At 42.1% G+C, this 18,281-nt stretch carries 13 protein-coding genes; 8 read left to right on the top strand and 5 right to left on the bottom strand.

What is annotated here, in order from left to right; translation table 11 throughout:
- The first annotated feature begins 153 nt into the window (after positions 1-153).
- The 3 genes from AB4128_RS11375 to AB4128_RS11365 all read left to right on the top strand — a co-directional run bounded on the left by AB4128_RS11375 (position 154) and on the right by AB4128_RS11365 (position 3,282).
- A complete protein-coding gene (locus AB4128_RS11375; protein WP_372037707.1) occupies positions 154-1,716 on the top strand; it encodes a methyl-accepting chemotaxis protein in 1,563 nt (520 codons plus the stop codon).
- A gap of 163 nt (positions 1,717-1,879) precedes the next feature.
- The gene (locus tag AB4128_RS11370; RefSeq protein WP_055025085.1) at positions 1,880-2,359 is read left to right on the top strand and encodes a DUF2947 domain-containing protein; all 480 of its coding nucleotides are present in this window, start codon (positions 1,880-1,882) and stop codon (positions 2,357-2,359) included.
- 350 nt (positions 2,360-2,709) lie between these two features.
- Positions 2,710-3,282 carry a chalcone isomerase family protein gene (locus tag AB4128_RS11365; protein WP_055025086.1) on the top strand — a complete coding sequence of 191 codons (573 nt, stop codon included), beginning with the start codon at positions 2,710-2,712 and terminating at the stop codon, positions 3,280-3,282.
- Between the two features lie 77 nt (positions 3,283-3,359).
- Here the strand turns inward: AB4128_RS11365 and AB4128_RS11360 are convergent, their stop codons facing one another.
- Both AB4128_RS11360 and AB4128_RS11355 read right to left on the bottom strand, forming a co-directional pair.
- Positions 3,360-4,289 (bottom strand): DUF6268 family outer membrane beta-barrel protein, encoded by a 930-nt coding sequence (locus AB4128_RS11360; RefSeq protein ID WP_372037705.1) that lies wholly within the window; start codon positions 4,287-4,289, stop codon positions 3,360-3,362.
- 159 nt (positions 4,290-4,448) lie between these two features.
- Positions 4,449-5,093 (bottom strand): TetR/AcrR family transcriptional regulator, encoded by a 645-nt coding sequence (locus AB4128_RS11355; protein ID WP_372037704.1) that lies wholly within the window; start codon positions 5,091-5,093, stop codon positions 4,449-4,451.
- A gap of 233 nt (positions 5,094-5,326) precedes the next feature.
- On the opposite strand from AB4128_RS11355, the gene AB4128_RS11350 reads away from it, so the two are divergent.
- The 4 genes from AB4128_RS11350 (at position 5,327) to AB4128_RS11335 (ending at position 12,301) form a co-directional block, all read left to right on the top strand.
- The gene (locus tag AB4128_RS11350) at positions 5,327-6,439 is read left to right on the top strand and encodes an efflux RND transporter periplasmic adaptor subunit (protein WP_372037703.1); all 1,113 of its coding nucleotides are present in this window, start codon (positions 5,327-5,329) and stop codon (positions 6,437-6,439) included.
- Complete coding sequence (locus AB4128_RS11345) at positions 6,436-9,510, top strand: efflux RND transporter permease subunit (RefSeq protein ID WP_372037701.1); 3,075 nt, start codon at positions 6,436-6,438, stop codon at positions 9,508-9,510. The genes AB4128_RS11350 and AB4128_RS11345 overlap by 4 nt, the downstream gene beginning before the upstream one ends.
- 169 nt (positions 9,511-9,679) lie before the next feature.
- Positions 9,680-11,683 (top strand): methyl-accepting chemotaxis protein, encoded by a 2,004-nt coding sequence (locus tag AB4128_RS11340; RefSeq protein WP_372037700.1) that lies wholly within the window; start codon positions 9,680-9,682, stop codon positions 11,681-11,683.
- 141 nt (positions 11,684-11,824) lie between these two features.
- Positions 11,825-12,301, top strand: a complete 477-nt coding sequence (locus AB4128_RS11335; protein ID WP_055025092.1) for a DM13 domain-containing protein — start codon at positions 11,825-11,827, stop codon at positions 12,299-12,301.
- 136 nt (positions 12,302-12,437) lie between these two features.
- Here AB4128_RS11335 and cydX read toward each other — a convergent pair whose 3' ends face one another.
- From cydX to AB4128_RS11320, 3 genes are read right to left on the bottom strand one after another with little or no spacing between them, the layout of a single operon-like run.
- Positions 12,438-12,563 carry a cytochrome bd-I oxidase subunit CydX gene (cydX, locus tag AB4128_RS11330; protein ID WP_063124246.1) on the bottom strand — a complete coding sequence of 42 codons (126 nt, stop codon included), beginning with the start codon at positions 12,561-12,563 and terminating at the stop codon, positions 12,438-12,440.
- 13 nt (positions 12,564-12,576) lie between these two features.
- The gene (gene cydB / locus AB4128_RS11325; RefSeq protein ID WP_055025093.1) at positions 12,577-13,716 is read right to left on the bottom strand and encodes a cytochrome d ubiquinol oxidase subunit II; all 1,140 of its coding nucleotides are present in this window, start codon (positions 13,714-13,716) and stop codon (positions 12,577-12,579) included.
- Between the two features lie 15 nt (positions 13,717-13,731).
- Positions 13,732-15,288: a cytochrome ubiquinol oxidase subunit I gene (locus AB4128_RS11320; protein WP_065108577.1), complete on the bottom strand. Its 1,557-nt coding sequence runs from the start codon at positions 15,286-15,288 to the stop codon at positions 13,732-13,734.
- A 1,743-nt stretch (positions 15,289-17,031) separates the two neighbouring features.
- Between AB4128_RS11320 and AB4128_RS11315 the strand changes: the two genes are divergently transcribed.
- Complete coding sequence (locus tag AB4128_RS11315; RefSeq protein ID WP_372037699.1) at positions 17,032-18,039, top strand: alpha/beta hydrolase family protein; 1,008 nt, start codon at positions 17,032-17,034, stop codon at positions 18,037-18,039.
- Positions 18,040-18,281 lie beyond the last annotated feature (242 nt).

The raw sequence follows: 18,281 nt of genomic DNA, 5'->3' as shown, positions 1-18,281 counted from the left end.
CTCCTTAGCATATCCTCCTAAAAAATACCTCTAAGCAGTTGTTTTAGCTACTTTAAATCTCATTAAGTTTGCATTACATTCTTGACACATTTTGAGATAAATATCACATTTAGCTCATTTTTGCGACGTCAGCAGTTAATAATAAGAAGAACTATGAACAGTCATACTGCAAGCAATAAAGAATATTTATTTCCATCAGATACCCCACTCGTTTCCAGTACCGATCCCAAAGGGATTATTACCCATTGCAACCAAGCTTTTATCGATACCAGTGGTTATAGCCGCGAAGAGCTCATTGGTAAACCGCACAACCTAGTTCGCCACCCTGATATGCCAGCAGCCGTTTTCGCCACCATGTGGAAGACACTTAAAGCAGGAAAAGTGTGGATGGGGCTAGTTAAAAACCGCCGCAAAAATGGCGATTACTATTGGGTCAGCGCGTTTGTCACCCCAGTATATGATGGCAAAACCTTAGTGGGTTATGAGTCAGTTCGAGTTAGCGCCGAACCATCAGAAAAACAGCGAGCGACTAAGGCTTATTCACGGATTCTCGCAGGGAAATCAGCAGCCCCATTAATGACTCAGCTAGGTCATCATACGGCAAAGATACTGCCAATTGTTCTACCTAGTCTAGCGCTGATGGGATACTTCGGCTTTCAAGGCAATCACACTGGGTTATTTGCAACGCTGACAACAGCTGTGCTTAGCAGCTTATGGAGTCTTAAACAACAAGCCGGTCATTGGCAGCACCTACTGGATATCAGCCCTAAATCGTTCGCAGACGCTACCGTAGCCCAAACCTACTTTGACGATGTCGGCATGAGTGCTCAAGCAAAGCTTGCCTTTATCAGCGAAATGGCAAGGTGTCGCACTGCGTTAACTCGCATTAACGAGTCGGTTTCGGGTTTAGGTGACATCTCCAATATCAGTAAAACCCAAGTCGCCGTAACTCAGACCTCCGTAGAACAACAAGGTATTGCCACACAACAGATTGCTTCAGCGATCACCGAAATGTCTCAAGCGATTCAAGAAGTCGCCCAAAAAATTGAGGAAAACTCTCATAGCGCTGAAAACGCCATTCAATTTGTGGATGCAGGTTCAAAGCTGGCTGATGAATCCTTGTCATCGATTCATCAACTCAGTCATACCGTCGACAGCATTGCTGTTACCGTTAAGGAATTAGCTGACTCAACCGCTGAAATCGGTCAAGCTGCTAATCTCATTTCATCCATTGCAGATCAAACCAACCTATTAGCGTTAAATGCTGCTATTGAAGCGGCTCGCGCGGGTGAGCAAGGCCGCGGTTTTAGTGTGGTTGCTGATGAAGTCCGCGCCCTCGCATTAAAAACTCGCGAATCAACCGACCAAATTCACAGCGTCATTAACCAGCTCTCACAAAGAACCACCAGCGCTGTAGAAATGTCGACCCAAGGTGAGCTTGCAGCAAAACACGGTGTGGAAGTCGTTGAAAATACCCGTAATGCCCTGAATGAAATTAAAGATGCGGTGGTTAATATTACCGATATGACCTTTCAAATGTCCTCTGCTGTTGAAGAACAAAGCGCCGTGGCCGAACACATTAACCAACAGATTATCGATATCGCAGACGGCGCATCTGAAACAGCCAATGCAGCGAATAAGTCACTTACAGCCAGTGAATCACTTGAAAACACTATCGGCATTTTTCATTCGCTGATCAGACGATTTAGAGTTTAAAAGTTTGGTGCGCGGCGCGCTACACTCCCCCGTGAGTGCTGCGCATCAAGCTTTCTTGTTGTATTAATATAACCCTGCCCTACAGCCCTAGCACTATGATGACCGAGTCGTTATAATCCCTGTCTTAATGCAGACCCATCTCTTTCAGACCTAGGAGCTATTTTTGGCACACACTTACATCCCATTAGATGCATACAAGCGCAAGTGGATTTTTAACCATAAAGATTTGCCTGTGTTAGATACAGATAAAGCGTTAATCAAGCCACTTACCGATAAGAGTGCAATGACTGTCTGGAATCAATGGATAAGTAATAAGTGTAATCGTGCTGAATTATTCTCTAAAGGTGACTGGGCGGCCAAACAAGACGCTTGGAAACAAACTGAACATTGGCAATCTGCATGGGACTCTGATGACAATGCATTGCTAGAGCCCATTGCTGAATTTATCGATTGGGACGACGATACCCAAGTGTTCTTCTGCTACGAAAAATATCAAATTATTGAAACCACTTGGGCGGTGTTTGCCCGTAATTGGAAAGCATTTTTGTTTTTCGATGACGGTCCAATCCTGATTGCTCCCAAGAAAAAACAAGCAATCATGTTTGAACAAAATGGACAATATAAGCTAGGGATGCGCAGCTAAAAACCGATTAGCCACGTTTACTCAAACTTATCAACGTGGCAAGGGCCTGTTGATCTTTCAAGGTTATTTTTGCAGCGAATTGTTATCCATTTATACAAGGCAGAGACTTTGTGGTGTAGTTATTCTACATAAAAAGTCGATAACGCAGTAAAAATGGACAACAAACGCTGCCCAAAGGGTTCGACTAAAAGTGTTTTACTCTTTGTTGGATGCATCTTTTTTTTAAAAGAAGTGCTTAGGTGACTAGGCATCAATCCATCCGCCTTAATTAAAATACTTTTATTTCGAACAAAACTTAACCAGCAAAGATCAACAGGCCCTATCAATACAATTATAAAAAGAGTCCCTCTATGAAAGCATTTTCAACAATCGCTCTAACCGCTGTTCTTTCAACAAGTTTATTTTCATCGACGCTAGTACAAGCTAAAACCGTATCAGGTGTCGAACTTGAAGATAACCTGACAATCGCAGAGCAGTCTCTTGCATTAAATGGCGCAGGTGTACGCAGTAAATTCTTTATGGATTTGTATGTTGGCAGCCTCTATATCGCAACGCCAGCAACCGATTTAACGTCTGTATTAGCACAACCAATAGCAGTTGTTCGCCTTAACATCACCTCAGGTATGATTACCTCAGATAAAATGGTCGATGCCATTAACGAAGGTTTTGATAGCGCAACTGACGGTGACATTAGTCCAATACAAGCTGAAATCACTCAGTTTATGGGCCTATTTACTGAAGAAGTCAGCAAAGGGGATCAATTTACCTTTGTTACTCATAAAAGTGCTGGCGTAACCAGTTTTAAAAACGGCGTTGAACAAGCCACTATTGAAGGCGAAGCGTTTAGACAAGCACTGCTGAAGATTTGGTTAGGCGACGACCCAGCTCAAAAGAGCCTACGCAAGAATATGTTAGCGAATTAGCCCTCGCTATTCTTGCAATAAAAAAGCGACCAATGGTCGCTTTTTTTATTGTTCACAACAATCTAATTATTGACTGATTAAAACTTAATATCGAACGCTAAACCAATAGCTGCTTGACTTTCTAGCTCATCAGTCACTTCTGGCTGACTTAACTCCATTTCACTGTTAAAGAAGTAACCGCCATAAGCATTCACTGTCGCTTTATCACTGATATTCCAGCCCGCTCTTAAAAAGCTCACCCACTCTTCCACTTCAATGGTTTGCTCAGCATCTGAAATCAAAAAGCGCTCTGTGCGTCGAGATGTCCCTAAACCAAAATCCCACTTTTCATTCAAATTATAAGTCAACTCAAGACCAGCAGGTCCACTAAAGCCCGCTTCAAAGGGGTTACCTAGCGTTAACTTATCAGTAATTTTCCAGCGCACGGCAATGTAAGGTACGGTTTTAACTTCTGAAATATCATTAAGATATGCCACACCAAAGCCGAGCATGTTGCCAGACTCAAAACGATACATCGCCGAGCCAACTACACCATAGCTTTGTGCATCTGAAGATGATGCGGTATTGGCATAAGCATATTGCAGCTTAGGCGCAACCATAAACATCCAATTCTGATTTGGACGGTAAATCAGTGACAAACCCGCACTGTATTTATTGATTGAACTCCAAGGCGTGACTTGGCCGTTCAACACACCGCTATCGATGTTTTTAAAGCCATAATCTAAATTGTCATAACCAATATTAGCGCCGATCATCCACTCTTTGTTGATTGGCATCGCACCCGATAACTTTAAGCGCCAAACATCACGTTGTAACTCAGCGTTAGTGTCACCCACTTGGGCTGAGTCTGTGGAAGTGCGCGAGACATGAAACTTAAACGGGGAGTAATCTCTCGCGATAACTTGAGGAGCAAGGAGAAGTCCAGCAAGCGCTGTTAACTTAACCACTTTTTTAACAGAACTTACATCAAGCTGATTAGCCTGGAACAAGCTTGGAATAACTTTCATTAACTGCTTCCTTTCTCATTATTGTTGTGGTCGAAATGATTAATACTCAATAGCAAAAGGTAATACCAAGGCACTACCAATTTGGATCACAATTTCAATATATTATGAGATATTACACAGTTTTAGCATGACACAAAAGCACTGATTTACATTCAAATCTTAAATACGGTGAGCCGTTAAAAATAGGTTAACGCTATCGTTGATATATTGCTCTCGACCTGCAATTAAATCGCTCACATCTAAGCCTAGCTCTAGTCGAAGCTTTACCTCACCAAACAACATTAAACATAACCTCACGGCACAGTCATGCGGCTTTTCAAAATAAAAAACGCCTTGTTTGTTGACTTCATCCAAGTACTCACTTAATAAGCCCAATATGTGTTTGGGGCCAGCATCAAAATAAAGCTTGGATAAATTCGGGTGAGTTTCAGCATGAGCCAAACAGGTTTTAAATACAGCAACGACTTCATCACTAATGATTAGCTCGCCAAACTGGTGCGCAAAGGTACGAATTGTATTTTCAGGATTTGTTGCGTCTTCTAGTAAGTTGCCCGTTAACTGATGAACAACACATTTAGATTCGATAGCAGCAATAAACAACTCATCTTTAGAACCATAGTGAGAATAAACCGTTTGCTTTGATACGCCTGCCTTCTTCGCCACCATATCCATACTGGTGCTCGGAAAGCCTTGAACACAAAAAAGCTCAATGGCCGATTGCAGTATCGTTGCTTTTTTTTGCTCACTTCTTGTTCGCGGCAAGTCATGATTACATGTCACTGGAATATCAGAAATTTTGCTCATAAACTCTTCTTTTTTGTCTCAACAGGCGCACGTTATCGCTTTACAACTAAACAACAATGATAACATTTATTCACAAATTAGACTAGACAGTCTAGTTTTTTGACCATAAACTAAGCCTAAAATGGACTAGACAGTCTAGTTTTAATTATTGAGCATCACACAGATGTCATTCGCAGGTCAATACAATAGCTATGATTTGCCTTGGAAGTTGCATTAGCAATAGGAATGTACCCATGAAAACAGCGACGCGTTCATTATCCGCACTCAGTATTGTCATTTCATTTTTGCTGCTAAGTGGTTGCGGCAATGATGAAACCATCCCAACGCCTTCTGTGGCTGTGCCGAATGTCATCACCCAACCCTTACGGTTTAATTCAAGTTATCAACATCAGCAAAGTTACACAGGCACTGTCCGCTCAGCTGATACCACAGGTGTAGGATTTGAACTTGCAGGCAAGCTAAGTGACATTATCGTCGACAGCGGTGATACTGTGATTAAAGGGCAAAAGCTTGCCACCTTAAACACCCAATTACTTGAAGCTGAGCTGCAACAATTAAGTGCATCACTGCAACAAACCCAAGCGGATTTAGATTTAGCCCAAAGTAACTTGGAACGCTCCATTGAGCTCAAAAAAAAGCAGTATGTTTCTGAGCAGCAATTCGATGAAACCCAGCAGCAAGTCGCTAGTCTTTTAGCCAATCAAAAACGCCTTAAAGCCTCGCTATACGCCACAGAACTTAAACTTGAGAAATCAACATTAGTCGCTCCATTTAATGGCACCATCAGCAAACGTCATCATAATTTAGGTGAAGTGATCGCGTTAGGTAGCCCAGTGTTTACCTTAATCGGCACAAATCAACAGCAAGCCTATATTGGTGTTCCCCATAGCGTCGCTCAAACGCTTAAATCAAATCAAGTCGTTGATATTCGCATTGGAGACCAAACCCATAAAGGCTTAATCGCTGGTATCAGCGCCGAAATAGACCCTGTCACTCGTACTGTTCAATTACGTATCGACTTACCCAACAATAGCCAAGTGATTAATGGCGAAATTGCCTACCTTGAGTATCAACAGCAAATTGCTGATGCGGGATATTGGGTGCCAATCTCATCGCTTACCGACGGTGTTAGAGGCTTATGGAATGTCTTTGTGGTCACGAAAAATGAACAAGGACAAGCCCGAATAGAACGTCGAGACGTTGATATTTTATATACCACAGAAAAACAAGCTTACATCAATGGTGCGATTCAAAAAGACGATGTAATTATTACTCAAGGCTTGCATAAACTGGTGGTAGGACAGCGTGTAAATCCCACTTCTGAGACTGTGGCGAGGTCATTATGATTAAGGCCTTTGTCGAAAACGGCAGACTCGCCAGTCTTATGATTGCATTACTATTGGTGGCTGGTTTAGGCGCTATTAGTAGTTTGCCTCGCACAGAAGATCCCACCATAACCAATCGCTTTGCTTCGGTTATTACCCAGTACCCTGGCGCCTCAGCTGAACGTGTCGAAGCGTTAGTCACTGAAGTATTAGAAAATGAGCTGCGCCGCCTAGAAGAGCTAAAGCTGGTTCAATCCACTTCTCGTCCTGGCATTTCAGTGATTCAATTGGAGTTAAAAGACACGGTACTTGATACTGCTCCCGTATGGTCTAGAGCCCGAGATCTCATTGCAGACAGTAAATATCAACTGCCTACATCGGCGCAAAATAGTTTACTGGACGATCAAACAGGCTATGCCAACACTGCCATTTTAGGCTTGGTATGGAACAGCGACACCCCCATCCGTACTGATGTGCTAAACCGCTACGCTAAAGAATTACAAAGCAAACTTCGGGTATTAAACGGCACTGACTTTGTAAAATTATCAGGCACACCTGATGAAGAAATATTAGTAGAACTTGATGGCAATAAAATCAGCCAACTCAAGTTAACCCCAGCAAGCATTGCAAGCATTCTGTCAAACGCTGACAGTAAAATTTCAGCAGGTGAAATCAATAACGCCACATTCAAAGCCTTAATTGAGGTATCAGGTGAGCTAGATTCCATTACTCGGGTCAGCGAAGTACCGCTAAAAATTGATGCAAGCGGCCAGATTATTCGCCTTGGTGACGTGGCGAATGTCAGTCGTCAACCGAAAACCCCTGCTACCAGCATCGCCTTAATTAATGGCGAACCTGGGGTACTAGTGTCAGCACGTATGATTGATAATAACCGTGTTGATAAATGGCAAGCACAAGTGAGTCAGGTAGTAGAAAGCTATAGTGCAAACCTGCCTGCTAACATTGAGGTGCAATGGCTATTTGATCAACAAGGTTATACCAGTGTTCGTCTTGGCGACTTAGTCATCAATCTGATCCAAGGCTTTTTGATCATTCTTTTTGTACTTATGTTAACACTTGGGCTGCGTAACGCCGTTATTGTGGCGCTATCACTACCGCTAACTGCGCTCTTCACCCTTGCTTGCATGAAATACACCGGCTTACCCATCCATCAAATGTCAGTCACAGGCTTAGTGGTTGCTCTTGGGATCATGGTTGATAACGCCATTGTGATTGTCGATGCCATTGCCCAGCGCCGCAAGCAAGGGCTAACCAAGCTTGAGGCTGTGAGTAAAACCTTGCATCACCTTTGGTTGCCTTTAGCTGGCTCTACTATCACCACGATGTTAGCTTTTGCGCCAATTGTACTCATGCCTGGCGCTGCTGGTGAGTTTGTCGGTGGCATTGCTATTTCAGTCATGTTCGCTTTGTTAGGGTCTTACCTCATTTCCCACACGATTATTGCAGGCCTTGCGGGACGCTTTAGTCAAGATAACGAGTCCATGGCTTGGTACCAAAAAGGCATGGCCTTTCCTCGCCTAGGACACGCTTTTAAAGTCAGTTTACGCTTTGGCTTATCAAAACCCTTACTCACAGCCATACTCATCGGAATATTACCGGTATCGGGCTTTTATGCTTCGACTAAAATGACCGAGCAATTCTTTCCGCCTTCAGACCGAGATATGTTCCAAATTGAAGTCTATTTAGCGCCTCATGTCAGTCTAGATAACACCCTTAAACAAGTTAAAAGCATTGATGAACGTCTTGAGTCGATTGACGATGTTGAAATGATCACTTGGGTGGTTGGCGGTAATACGCCTTCGTTTTATTATAACCTTACCCAACGTCAGCAAGGGGCAACAAACTATGCTCAAGCTATGGTGAAAGTCACTGATTTTAACGCTGCCAATAGATTGATTTTATCGCTGCAACAAGAGTTTGATGCTGACTTCCCTCAGGCACAAATCTTGGTCAGAAAGCTTGAACAAGGCCCACCATTTAATGCACCAGTAGAACTGCGGATCTATGGCCCGTCATTGGATACATTAAACCAGTTAGGCGAGCGAGCGCGTGGCTTACTGATGGACACAGAGGATGTGATTCATACCCGTGCCACCTTGAGTGCAGGATCACCTAAAGTCTGGTTACAAATAAACGAAGATGCCAGCTTAATGAGTGGTCTCAGTTTATCTGATATCGCTAAGCAAATAGAAATGGCGACCACAGGTATTATTGGCGGCAGCATTTTAGAGCAAACGGAATCATTACCTGTTCGAGTTAGGCTTGCTGATACGTCTAGAGAAGAAGCAACGCGTCTAGCAGAACTTAACTTAGTCTCTAGCCAAGGAGACACCATCCCGCTTTCAGCAGTATCACAAAACCAAATTAATGTGAGTCGTGGCGGTATTCCTCGCCGTAACGGCGAGCGAGTGAATACGATAGAAGCATACATCGTCAGTGGAGTTTTACCCGGTAAGGTGCTCAATGACGTTAAAACAAGGTTAGAACAAATTGAGTTACCGTCTGGTTATCATCTTGAAATTGGTGGTGAAAGTGCCAAACGAGACGAAGCCGTTGGTAATTTGCTGTCCAATATCGTCGTGGTAGTGACACTGCTATTGGCCACTGTAGTGTTATCGTTTAACTCATTTAGATTAACCGCCATTATCTTACTCAGTGCCTTCCAATCTGCTGGGCTTGGCTTACTAGCCGTTTATCTGTTTGGTTATCCGTTCGGCTTTACCGTCATCATTGGCTTGTTAGGCTTAATGGGCCTGGCAATTAACGCTGCTATTGTGATTTTAGCTGAATTAGAAGACGTACCAGAGGCCCGGTTAGGCAATAAAGACACCATTATTGCCTTAGTGAGTGGCTGTGGCAGACACATTGGCTCAACCACTATCACCACCATTGGCGGCTTTTTACCCTTGATCATTGCTGGCGGTGGATTCTGGCCACCCTTTGCCATTGCAATTGCGGGCGGCACATTACTAACCACCATGCTGTCACTTATTTGGGTACCCACCATGTACCTTATTTTAATGAAGAAAAAACAACAGAATTCTGAAATATTGTCGCCCGTACAAGTTTAATACAATCAACTACTAACCAACAAAAAACGACGCATTAATGCGTCGTTTTTTATTATAGAATCGCCAATTACACATTCACGAATTTACTCAATCTAGACATGATCTCAATCAAGTCATCTTGGCATTATTTGCTCTAGATTGGAGTGACCTTTAATTCGGAAACTATCAAATGAACTATCGAAGTTGGTCTCTAACAAAACAAATAACGTACTTTTCTTTAGCGCTGACGGTTTTAGTCTTCAGCATCATTTCTTCCGTGTCATATTTCAGCTCATCAAACGTATTAAAAGAAAAAGCCATCGACTCGATGAACGAGCAAATGCAGAGCAATGCAGCGCTAATTGAGCTGCAGTACACAAGCTTACTTGCCCTAGCCCGCCGTAATGCCGACATACTACGTGCAATGTACCCTGGAAACTTTCACAAACCAGATCGCACCGTCAGAGTTTACAGCACTCAAACACCTGCCCTAGTACATGAAAAAGAGCAAATTAACGCCACCAAAAGTAAAGTAGATCGTTTTTCAAACTTAACTGGCGGCACAGCCACCATTTTTGTAAAAGACGGCGATGACTTTCTTCGTATTTCGACTTCACTGAAAAAAGCCGATGGTAAACGGGCATTGGCAACTTACCTAGGTAGTAGCCACCCAGGCTACCAAACATTGATAAACGGTAATGAATATGAAGGTTACGCTAAACTATTTGGTAAAGACTACATGACCGTTTACCGACCAATCAAAAATGCCAGCAATGAAGTCATCGGTATTTTGTATATTGGTTTTGATATCACCGCCTCAATTTCTGAGCTGCAAAAGACAATTAATAATCTCAAAGTTGAAGAAACGGGCCATTACATGTTGGTACGCAACAATGACCAACGACTGATTTCGCATCCCAACTTCGCCACGGGTGAAGCATTAAATAGCGACATATTAAATGGCCTAGACATCAACCAGTTATTGGGCCGCCACCAAAGCGTTGAATATGTTAACCACCAACAACAGCAAATGTTTGCTAACAGTATCAATATACCGGGGTGGAACTGGACATTAATAGGATTAACTCAAACCGCTGAGCTTAATAATGAAAGCCTACAACTCTTGTATATTACCACTGGTGTTGCCGTATTAGGGATACTGCTAATAAGTGGGTTATTAGCTGCTCTGCAAATAAAAGCATTAGCGCCTTTGCAACGTTTCCAGCAACAACTGAAAGCCTTAGGTAAAGGTGATTTATCCCAGCAATTTGAAGTCAGTGATCCTAATAGCAAGAACGAAATAGATTTAATTACGCTCAGTGCTGCCGACATGTCAAACAACTTAAAAGAGCTGATTTTCTCGCTGCAGCACTCAGTAGAGACCCTTGAGTCACAGGCTCAAAAAGCCCAAGAGATGGCAAGGTTAAATGGCGATGAATCGGCATCATTAATGATGCAAACGAACCAAATTGCCACAGCAATTGAAGAGATGTCAGCTTCTATTCGAGATGTTGCTAGTCACTCGAACGAAGGGGCAGTCAAGAGCCAACAAGTGGATCAATCCTCTCGTAGCGGTCATAAGCAGCTTACTGACGTTGTTGAGTCGCTGAATGCGCTTAAAACCCAGCTTAATGAAAGCCAAGATAACATTGAAAATGTCAGTAAAGAGAGTGAAGCGATTAATCAGGTCACAGAAGTGATTAATAGTATTGCCGAGCAAACTAATTTGCTCGCACTAAATGCTGCTATTGAAGCTGCTCGAGCAGGCGAGCAAGGACGAGGTTTTGCGGTTGTCGCTGACGAAGTAAGATCGTTAGCACAGCGCACGCAAAGTTCGATTTCCGAAATCAGTAAAACCATTGGCCAACTGCAAGCGCAAGTTAAGGTTACCAGCCAGCAAATGTCAGACAGCCATAGACTCGGCACTGAATCGGCAGAGCAAGGCTTTGAGACCAGTGAACAGTTAAGCCAAATCACCGTAAGTATTGGTGAGCTTGCCACCTTCACTAGCAGCATTGCGAGTGCAACAGAGCAGCAAAGTGCAGTCGCTGACGAAATCACCCGTAACCTACATCAAATATCGACACTCGCAAACGAAGGACAAGAACGCGCTAGCGAAACCGTCGATGTGGCTGATGGACTCAGTTCTCTTGCCAGCGAACTGAATACTAAAATTAATTTCTTTAAAATCTAATGCGTTTCTTTGAAATAATATCCTGATAACTCAGGTCTTTATAAAGGCATGTCCCATAGGTACATGCCTTTTTTATTTGAACAAACAGCCTAACACACAGTGTATTTGATGTTAGTCCCTGGTGTTAAAAACGGAATCAATATGAAAAAACGAACTCTCGCAGCCCTTCTTGCATCTCACACTTTGGCTCTTGCTATTGGTTTTGGTGGTGGCATTTATGCCTTACCGATTTTAACTGCGCCTGATGCGCCTTCAAGTGAAAAAGTCGCATCGTTAGATACCCAACAACGCTACACAGCAGAGTTCACTCGGGACCTTAAAGACAGCGATGCACTGCACTGGGGAGAAGGAACAGTGATGATTGGCGATGATTACATTACCTTAAACGGTAAGCTATCGCCTGGGCCTGACTTTAAGGTATACCTTGCTAAAGAGTTTGTTGAAACAGAAGCCGACTTTAACCGCCTAAAGTCCTCTATGGTGCAAGTGGCTGACGTCAAAACCTTCGATAATTTTTTAGTGCCAATTACAAAGGATATTGATGTTGGCGATTACAATACCGTCATTATTTGGTGCGAAAGTTTCGGCCAATTTATTACTGCTGCTCAATATCAATAAAAGCAATTACCCCATAATCAATTCGCGATTTAGACTGTTCCTATTAAGAGTTAACATGAACAGCTGGCCTTCATTGAGTTAATAAAGCAATAAAAAACCCTGCACTATGGCAGGGTTTTTTATCAGCTCAAATTACTTACTTATCTTTTGCATCAGCTTCGCTGATACGATCTAAGTTTTCAGTGTTTTCAAGCCAAAGCGCATTAATGATGCCAAAAGCACAGGCTAGTAATACACCTAGTATCCAAGAGAAATACCACATAATGGCTCCTTAATTAATAAAGTGACGCTTTGTTCTTTTCAATAAACTCACGGTTTAGACGACCATACATCTTGAAGTACGTCCAAATGGTGTAGCTTAATACGATAGGTACAAAGATAATCGCAGCCCAAGTCATAACGTTCAGAGTCATTTCACTTGCTGTGGCATCCCACATTGTTAAGCTCACGTTTGGATCAAGCGATGAAGGCATGATGAACGGGAACATTGCTGCGCCACATGTCACGATAATACCTGCAATAGCGAGTGAGCTAAATAAGAATGCAAAGCCACTACGATTCAAACGACTAGCGAGTAATACAAGAATCGGCATAACTAGACCCAATACAGGGAATAACATTGTTAGCGGGTATTTATCGTAGTTAGCTAACCAAGCACCAGCTTCAACAGCAACGGTTTTAGTCGTTGGGTTTGAAGGGCCCGCAGTGTCAATTACCGAAGTAATAACATAGCCATCAATACCATTAACTAACCAAACACCTGCAGCAGCAAATAGTACCGTCACAAGTAAGCCACAAATTTGCGCCGCTTTAGCAGCACGAACACGTAGCTCACCTTCAGTTTTCATTTGTAGCCATGATGCACCTTGCATCATCACCATTAATGCACTGATTAAACCAGCAAGTAAACCGAATGGGTTTAATAAACCAATTAAGCCACCGTGGTATGTCGCACGTAAAAATTCGTCAAAATTAAACGGTACGCCTTGGAGTAAGTTACCAAACGCAACACCGATAATCAGTGGTGGAACAAATCCGCCAACGAATAACGCCCAATCCCACGACTTACGCCATCTTGGATCTTCAATTTTTGAGCGGTAATCAAAACCAACAGGACGTAGGAATAACGCAAACAGTACCAACATCATAGCCACATAGAAGCCAGAGAAAGATACACCGTAAACCATAGGCCAAGCAGCAAATAACGCACCACCAGCGGTGATTAACCAAACTTGGTTACCATCCCAGTGAGGAGCAATGGTGTTGATCATAATACGGCGGTCAGTGTCATCTTTACCAATGATAGGTAATAACGCACCCACACCCATATCAAAACCATCTGTCACAGCAAACCCAACTAGCAATACGCCAACCAGAGCCCACCAGATAAATCTTAGCATTTCATAATCAAACATAATCAGGTCCTCAGATTAAGCATCTTGGTTTTCAAAATGATATCTACCAGTCTTAAGGCTTGATGGGCCAAGACGAGCAAACTTAAACATTAAGAACAATTCAATCACTAATAGAATCGAGTAGAACACAGTGATAGAAATGATACTGAACCATAGATCAGACGTTGTTAGACTTGATGCAGACATAAAGGTCGGCAACACTTCTGAAATCGTCCAAGGTTGACGTCCGTACTCAGCCACGAACCAACCACACTCAATCGCAATCCAAGGTAGTGGTAAGCTGTATAGCGCCGCTTTAAGTACCCAAGGTTTTTCTTCAATCTTGTGACGCGTGCTTTGCCAGAATGCCGCAGCAAACACGAATAACATAATCACACCAGCACCAACCATCACACGGAATGACCAGAACATAGGCGCAACGTTAGGGATAGAGTCTTTCGCAGCAGCTTTAATTTGCTCTTCTGTCGCATCAACTACATTTTCAGTATAACGCTTCAACAATAAGCCATAGCCTAAGTCGCCTTTTACCGCTTCAAAGTCTTCACGTAGTTGTGGACTTTCGTCACCTGCACGCAGTCTTTCAAGGAATGAATAAGCAATCATACCGTTACGAATGCGCACTTCATGTTCATCAATTAAGTCGATGATACCTGTGACTTGCTCATCTAAAGAACGCGTAGCAATGATACCCATCGCATAAGGGATTTTTAGAGCAAAGTCAGTTTCCATTTTTTCTTGATTCGGGAAACCTACCGCAGTAAATGCTGCTGGAGCTGGCTCAGTGTGCCATTCCGCTTCAATTGCCGCTAACTTAACGCGTTGTACTTCACCTACTTTATAGCCAGATTCATCGCCTAGTACGATAACCGATAAAATCGCAGCCATACCGAAACTTGCTGCAATCGCAAATGAACGACGCGCAAATGGTAAATCACGGCCTTTAAGGATGTAGTATGAACTAATTGCAAGAACGAACATTGCACCGGCAACATAACCTGATGCAACCGTATGAACGAACTTAACTTGTGCTACAGGGTTAAATACCACTTCAGCAAAACTAGTCATTTCCATACGCATTGTTTCGTAATTGAATACTGACCCAACTGGGTTTTGCATCCAACCGTTTGCGATCAAAATCCATAGCGCTGACATGTTAGAGCCAATAGCAACTAACCAAGTGACAGCTAAATGTTGGCGCTTACTGAAACGATCCCAACCGAAGAAGAACATACCCACTAGAGTAGACTCTAAGAAGAATGCCATTAAGCCTTCAATTGCTAATGGGGCACCAAAGATATCACCCACATAATGTGAGAAATATGACCAGTTAGTACCAAACTGGAATTCCATTGCTAAACCGGTTGTCACACCGAGTGCAAAGTTAATCCCGAACAACTTACCCCAGAACTTAGTCATATCTTTATAAATTTGATTATCAGTCATCACATAAAGTGACTCCATGATCGCCAAAATAAAGGCTAAACCTAAGGTTAAAGGTACAAACAGAAAGTGATACATGGCTGTTAGCGCGAACTGCAATCGTGACAGCTCTACAACCTCTTCAATAATCATTGGCGACTCCTTACTCGGTACATCCAAATGCCATGATGATTCCCATCAATCACAACAAGTGCCATTGCAGGAAAAAATTTAAAATACTTTAAGTAGCAACATTGCCACGTTAACAACTTGTTAAACACAAGCTTTATTTCATCTCAATCTCGTGGGTAGTTTATCTTGTTAAAACACCTCGTAAATGAGACATTTATCACACTTAAGCGTAAAAAGTGACTTAACACTACAAAACTAAAACCACCAATAATGATTAATCATTAAATATCAACAACTTAAATAAAAAACCAAATACTGTAGACCTGTAATTTATATCACCGAAATTTGACTCCAATCAACATATTCAGCAATAAAAATGTGGTTTTTTACGGGTTTTGAGCATGGGCGCAAAGTACCACTTATTAGGTGTTGACCTCAACTCAAATAACTGCTAGGGATTTGTTTACATTTTTGTAAAATCAACATCTCTAAACCACCTAAAACTAATCAAAGCCCTCCTAAAGCAAAAAATAAACATTTAACATTTAAGACTTAGATTATCTACACCTAAACAGATACTACTCAACATTTAATAACGTTAAAAATCAGGAGGATAAGAGCTTAAATAACATTTCAACCAATATAAACCTTAAGTTTCGGATAAGTTATACTAATAGCTAAGATTAATTTATTTCGTTTGAGTGTTTTACAAGGAGAATATAGAATTCTCCTTGTATTCAGAGAAGGTCGATTGGACTTGAACAAAATGGACATCAAGTTGCATCCCCAACTCTACTAATTTTAATATTACTGAGTGGAGATTTAGCACATGACTAAATTATTTGAGCGTTTCATCAACAGCTACAAAAAAGTATTTGTTGAAATGTACCAAGCGTACTAAACCGTTTTATATTGTTGCTCATGTTTGTGTCTTAGCTTTAGACACCCATTGGCGGCAATACAATGAAAGGTAGATTAAAGTATGCAATTGCTTGCTGACTCTACTCGACATTACCCTTGATGTTTTGTTAGCGCAAAACAGCTCTTGCAGATCACTTGCAACATAGAGTATTGACTAGCCCTTTAGAGTTTCGATTCTAAGGGGCTTTTTAATGCCCCTTATTGATGTCTTTCTTTATCTCAAGTTTCTATATCTAAACTTTCTTTATTTAAAGTAAGAAGTATTCAAACATACGTTTGATATTGAGTTGTTGATCAACTTTTGGCTAAGGTTTGACCAACCGTCAAAATCCGTTTGGATTAAGTCAACGTCGTGGCGCTTCGCCCACACCAGAGCTAAGGGGGAAAGCGCTTGTCCCCCTTAACAATCCCTCAGCGCTCCGGCGAAATTTAAACAGCAAAATTTCCAACGGAGAATCATCCAGCGTTAACCTTCTTTTGCAGCCCGCTTCGTTAAGCTACAAAAATCACTAACGCTTCCGATGGGGCGTCTGATGTATAGAGAATTACGAATGTCACGATGGGATGGATGCCAAAGAGTCACCCTTCCCCTCGAAAGCTAGCTGGCATCTTAAGTGAAGGATACACTAACTGCCTTGAAGCACATGGATGTGCGAGAAAAGGCCGTGGCCAGACTCATGCGATTTTCTTGCTTACCTCAATTCAAATGAAACATTCGAAAAACCATTAAACTTGAATTTATTAAACAAATTCTCTCCGTTGATTTAATCTTATCAATCACTTAAGCTAGCTGGCCTATTACATACACATCAAAAGAAGTTTAATCACAGACATGGAGTTCACGTGATAAAGTATTTTCTTCTATTTACCTTCTTATTCTCTTCCTTCAGCGCTCAAGCAAATAAGTTAATTAACGATGATAGCGTCAGTAATCAGACAAATTGCTTTAGTACTATTTTTGCTGACTACGATACTTGGCATAAATTCATGGAAGAAAAGTATCGAAAGAAATTAAAAATTGAACACAAATTCAATAAAGCATTATCACAATTTGATGCCACGTTTGGCACAGAAAAGTTCAATCACTTTAAAGCGAATTTATCTTGTAGCACATTTAGTTATACGGTAAATAATACCGAGGTGATGGGCTATGTCATAAAACCCAAAGAGCCTGAAGCTAAGTTACCCGTTTTAATTTATAACCGCGGTGGTAACGGCAACTTTGGCAGTGTTGTCTTTGGCACGATGATGTACGAATTATTTCCGATTGTAGAGCAAGGCTTTGTCATCATCGGGAGTCAATACCGTGGAGTTCATGTTAAGCAGCCAAGTGCTAAAGATGAATTTGGCGGAAAAGATGTGAGTGACGTTATTGCTCTACTCGATTTAATCCCCAATACTGAAGGCGCAGATCCGCAGCGCATTGGCATGTACGGAGGCAGCCGCGGCGGTATGCAGACACATTTAGCCATGAAACAAGCAAGCGGCATCAAAGCAATTGCTACAATTGCGGGCGTATCAGATTTACAACAAGGGTTACTAGAACGCCCAGAAATGGAAAATGTTTATAAAAAACGAATTCCTTATTATGGGCTCAAAAAAGATGCAGAGTTATCGAAACGCTCTGTTATCAATTGGGTCAATGATTTATCCCCCAATGTACCTATCTTACTGATCCACGGCACCAAAGATAAACGTGTTGCAGCGGACCAATCCATTGTACTTGCTGATGCATTAACCAAATATGATATTCCCCATAAACTGGTGCTATATTCTGATGACCATTACTTGAGAAACAGCAAAGACAAGGTCAACTTGGAGTTAGTAAACTGGTTTCAAAAGTATCTTTAGACACAGGGGTTACTCAACTTCAACAGAGAGTTACTTATCTCTACTTGTGGAACGTGGCATTTTCCAAACTTCGTTTAGATTAACGTCGTGGCGCTTCGCACACACCAGACTAAAAGGGAGTGAACTGCTACTCCCTCTTACTTTTCGCTAAGAGCTACGCCCCGCAGCTCCGGCGAAATTTAAACAGCAAAATTTCCAACGGAGAATCATCCAGCGTTAACCTTCTTTTGCAGCCTGCTACA

The sequence above is a fragment of the Shewanella sp. 10N.286.52.A9 genome (genome assembly GCF_041468985.1).
Classification (GTDB): Bacteria; Pseudomonadota; Gammaproteobacteria; order Enterobacterales; family Shewanellaceae; genus Shewanella; species Shewanella japonica.
This window is presented reverse-complemented; position numbering and strand designations above follow the sequence as displayed.

What these genes read in the sequence shown, in the direction of transcription:
- AB4128_RS11375 (WP_372037707.1), top strand. Translation starts at nt 154, where the DNA reads ATGAACAGTCATACTGCAAGCAATAAAGAATATTTATTTCCATCAGAT.
- AB4128_RS11365 (WP_055025086.1), top strand. Translation starts at nt 2,710, where the DNA reads ATGAAAGCATTTTCAACAATCGCTCTAACCGCTGTTCTTTCAACAAGT.
- AB4128_RS11360 (WP_372037705.1), bottom strand. Translation starts at nt 4,289, where the DNA reads ATGAAAGTTATTCCAAGCTTGTTCCAGGCTAATCAGCTTGATGTAAGT.
- AB4128_RS11355 (WP_372037704.1), bottom strand. Translation starts at nt 5,093, where the DNA reads ATGAGCAAAATTTCTGATATTCCAGTGACATGTAATCATGACTTGCCG.
- AB4128_RS11350 (WP_372037703.1), top strand. Translation starts at nt 5,327, where the DNA reads ATGAAAACAGCGACGCGTTCATTATCCGCACTCAGTATTGTCATTTCA.
- AB4128_RS11345 (WP_372037701.1), top strand. Translation starts at nt 6,436, where the DNA reads ATGATTAAGGCCTTTGTCGAAAACGGCAGACTCGCCAGTCTTATGATT.
- AB4128_RS11340 (WP_372037700.1), top strand. Translation starts at nt 9,680, where the DNA reads ATGAACTATCGAAGTTGGTCTCTAACAAAACAAATAACGTACTTTTCT.
- AB4128_RS11335 (WP_055025092.1), top strand. Translation starts at nt 11,825, where the DNA reads ATGAAAAAACGAACTCTCGCAGCCCTTCTTGCATCTCACACTTTGGCT.
- cydX (WP_063124246.1), bottom strand. Translation starts at nt 12,563, where the DNA reads ATGTGGTATTTCTCTTGGATACTAGGTGTATTACTAGCCTGTGCTTTT.
- cydB (WP_055025093.1), bottom strand. Translation starts at nt 13,716, where the DNA reads ATGTTTGATTATGAAATGCTAAGATTTATCTGGTGGGCTCTGGTTGGC.
- AB4128_RS11320 (WP_065108577.1), bottom strand. Translation starts at nt 15,288, where the DNA reads ATGATTATTGAAGAGGTTGTAGAGCTGTCACGATTGCAGTTCGCGCTA.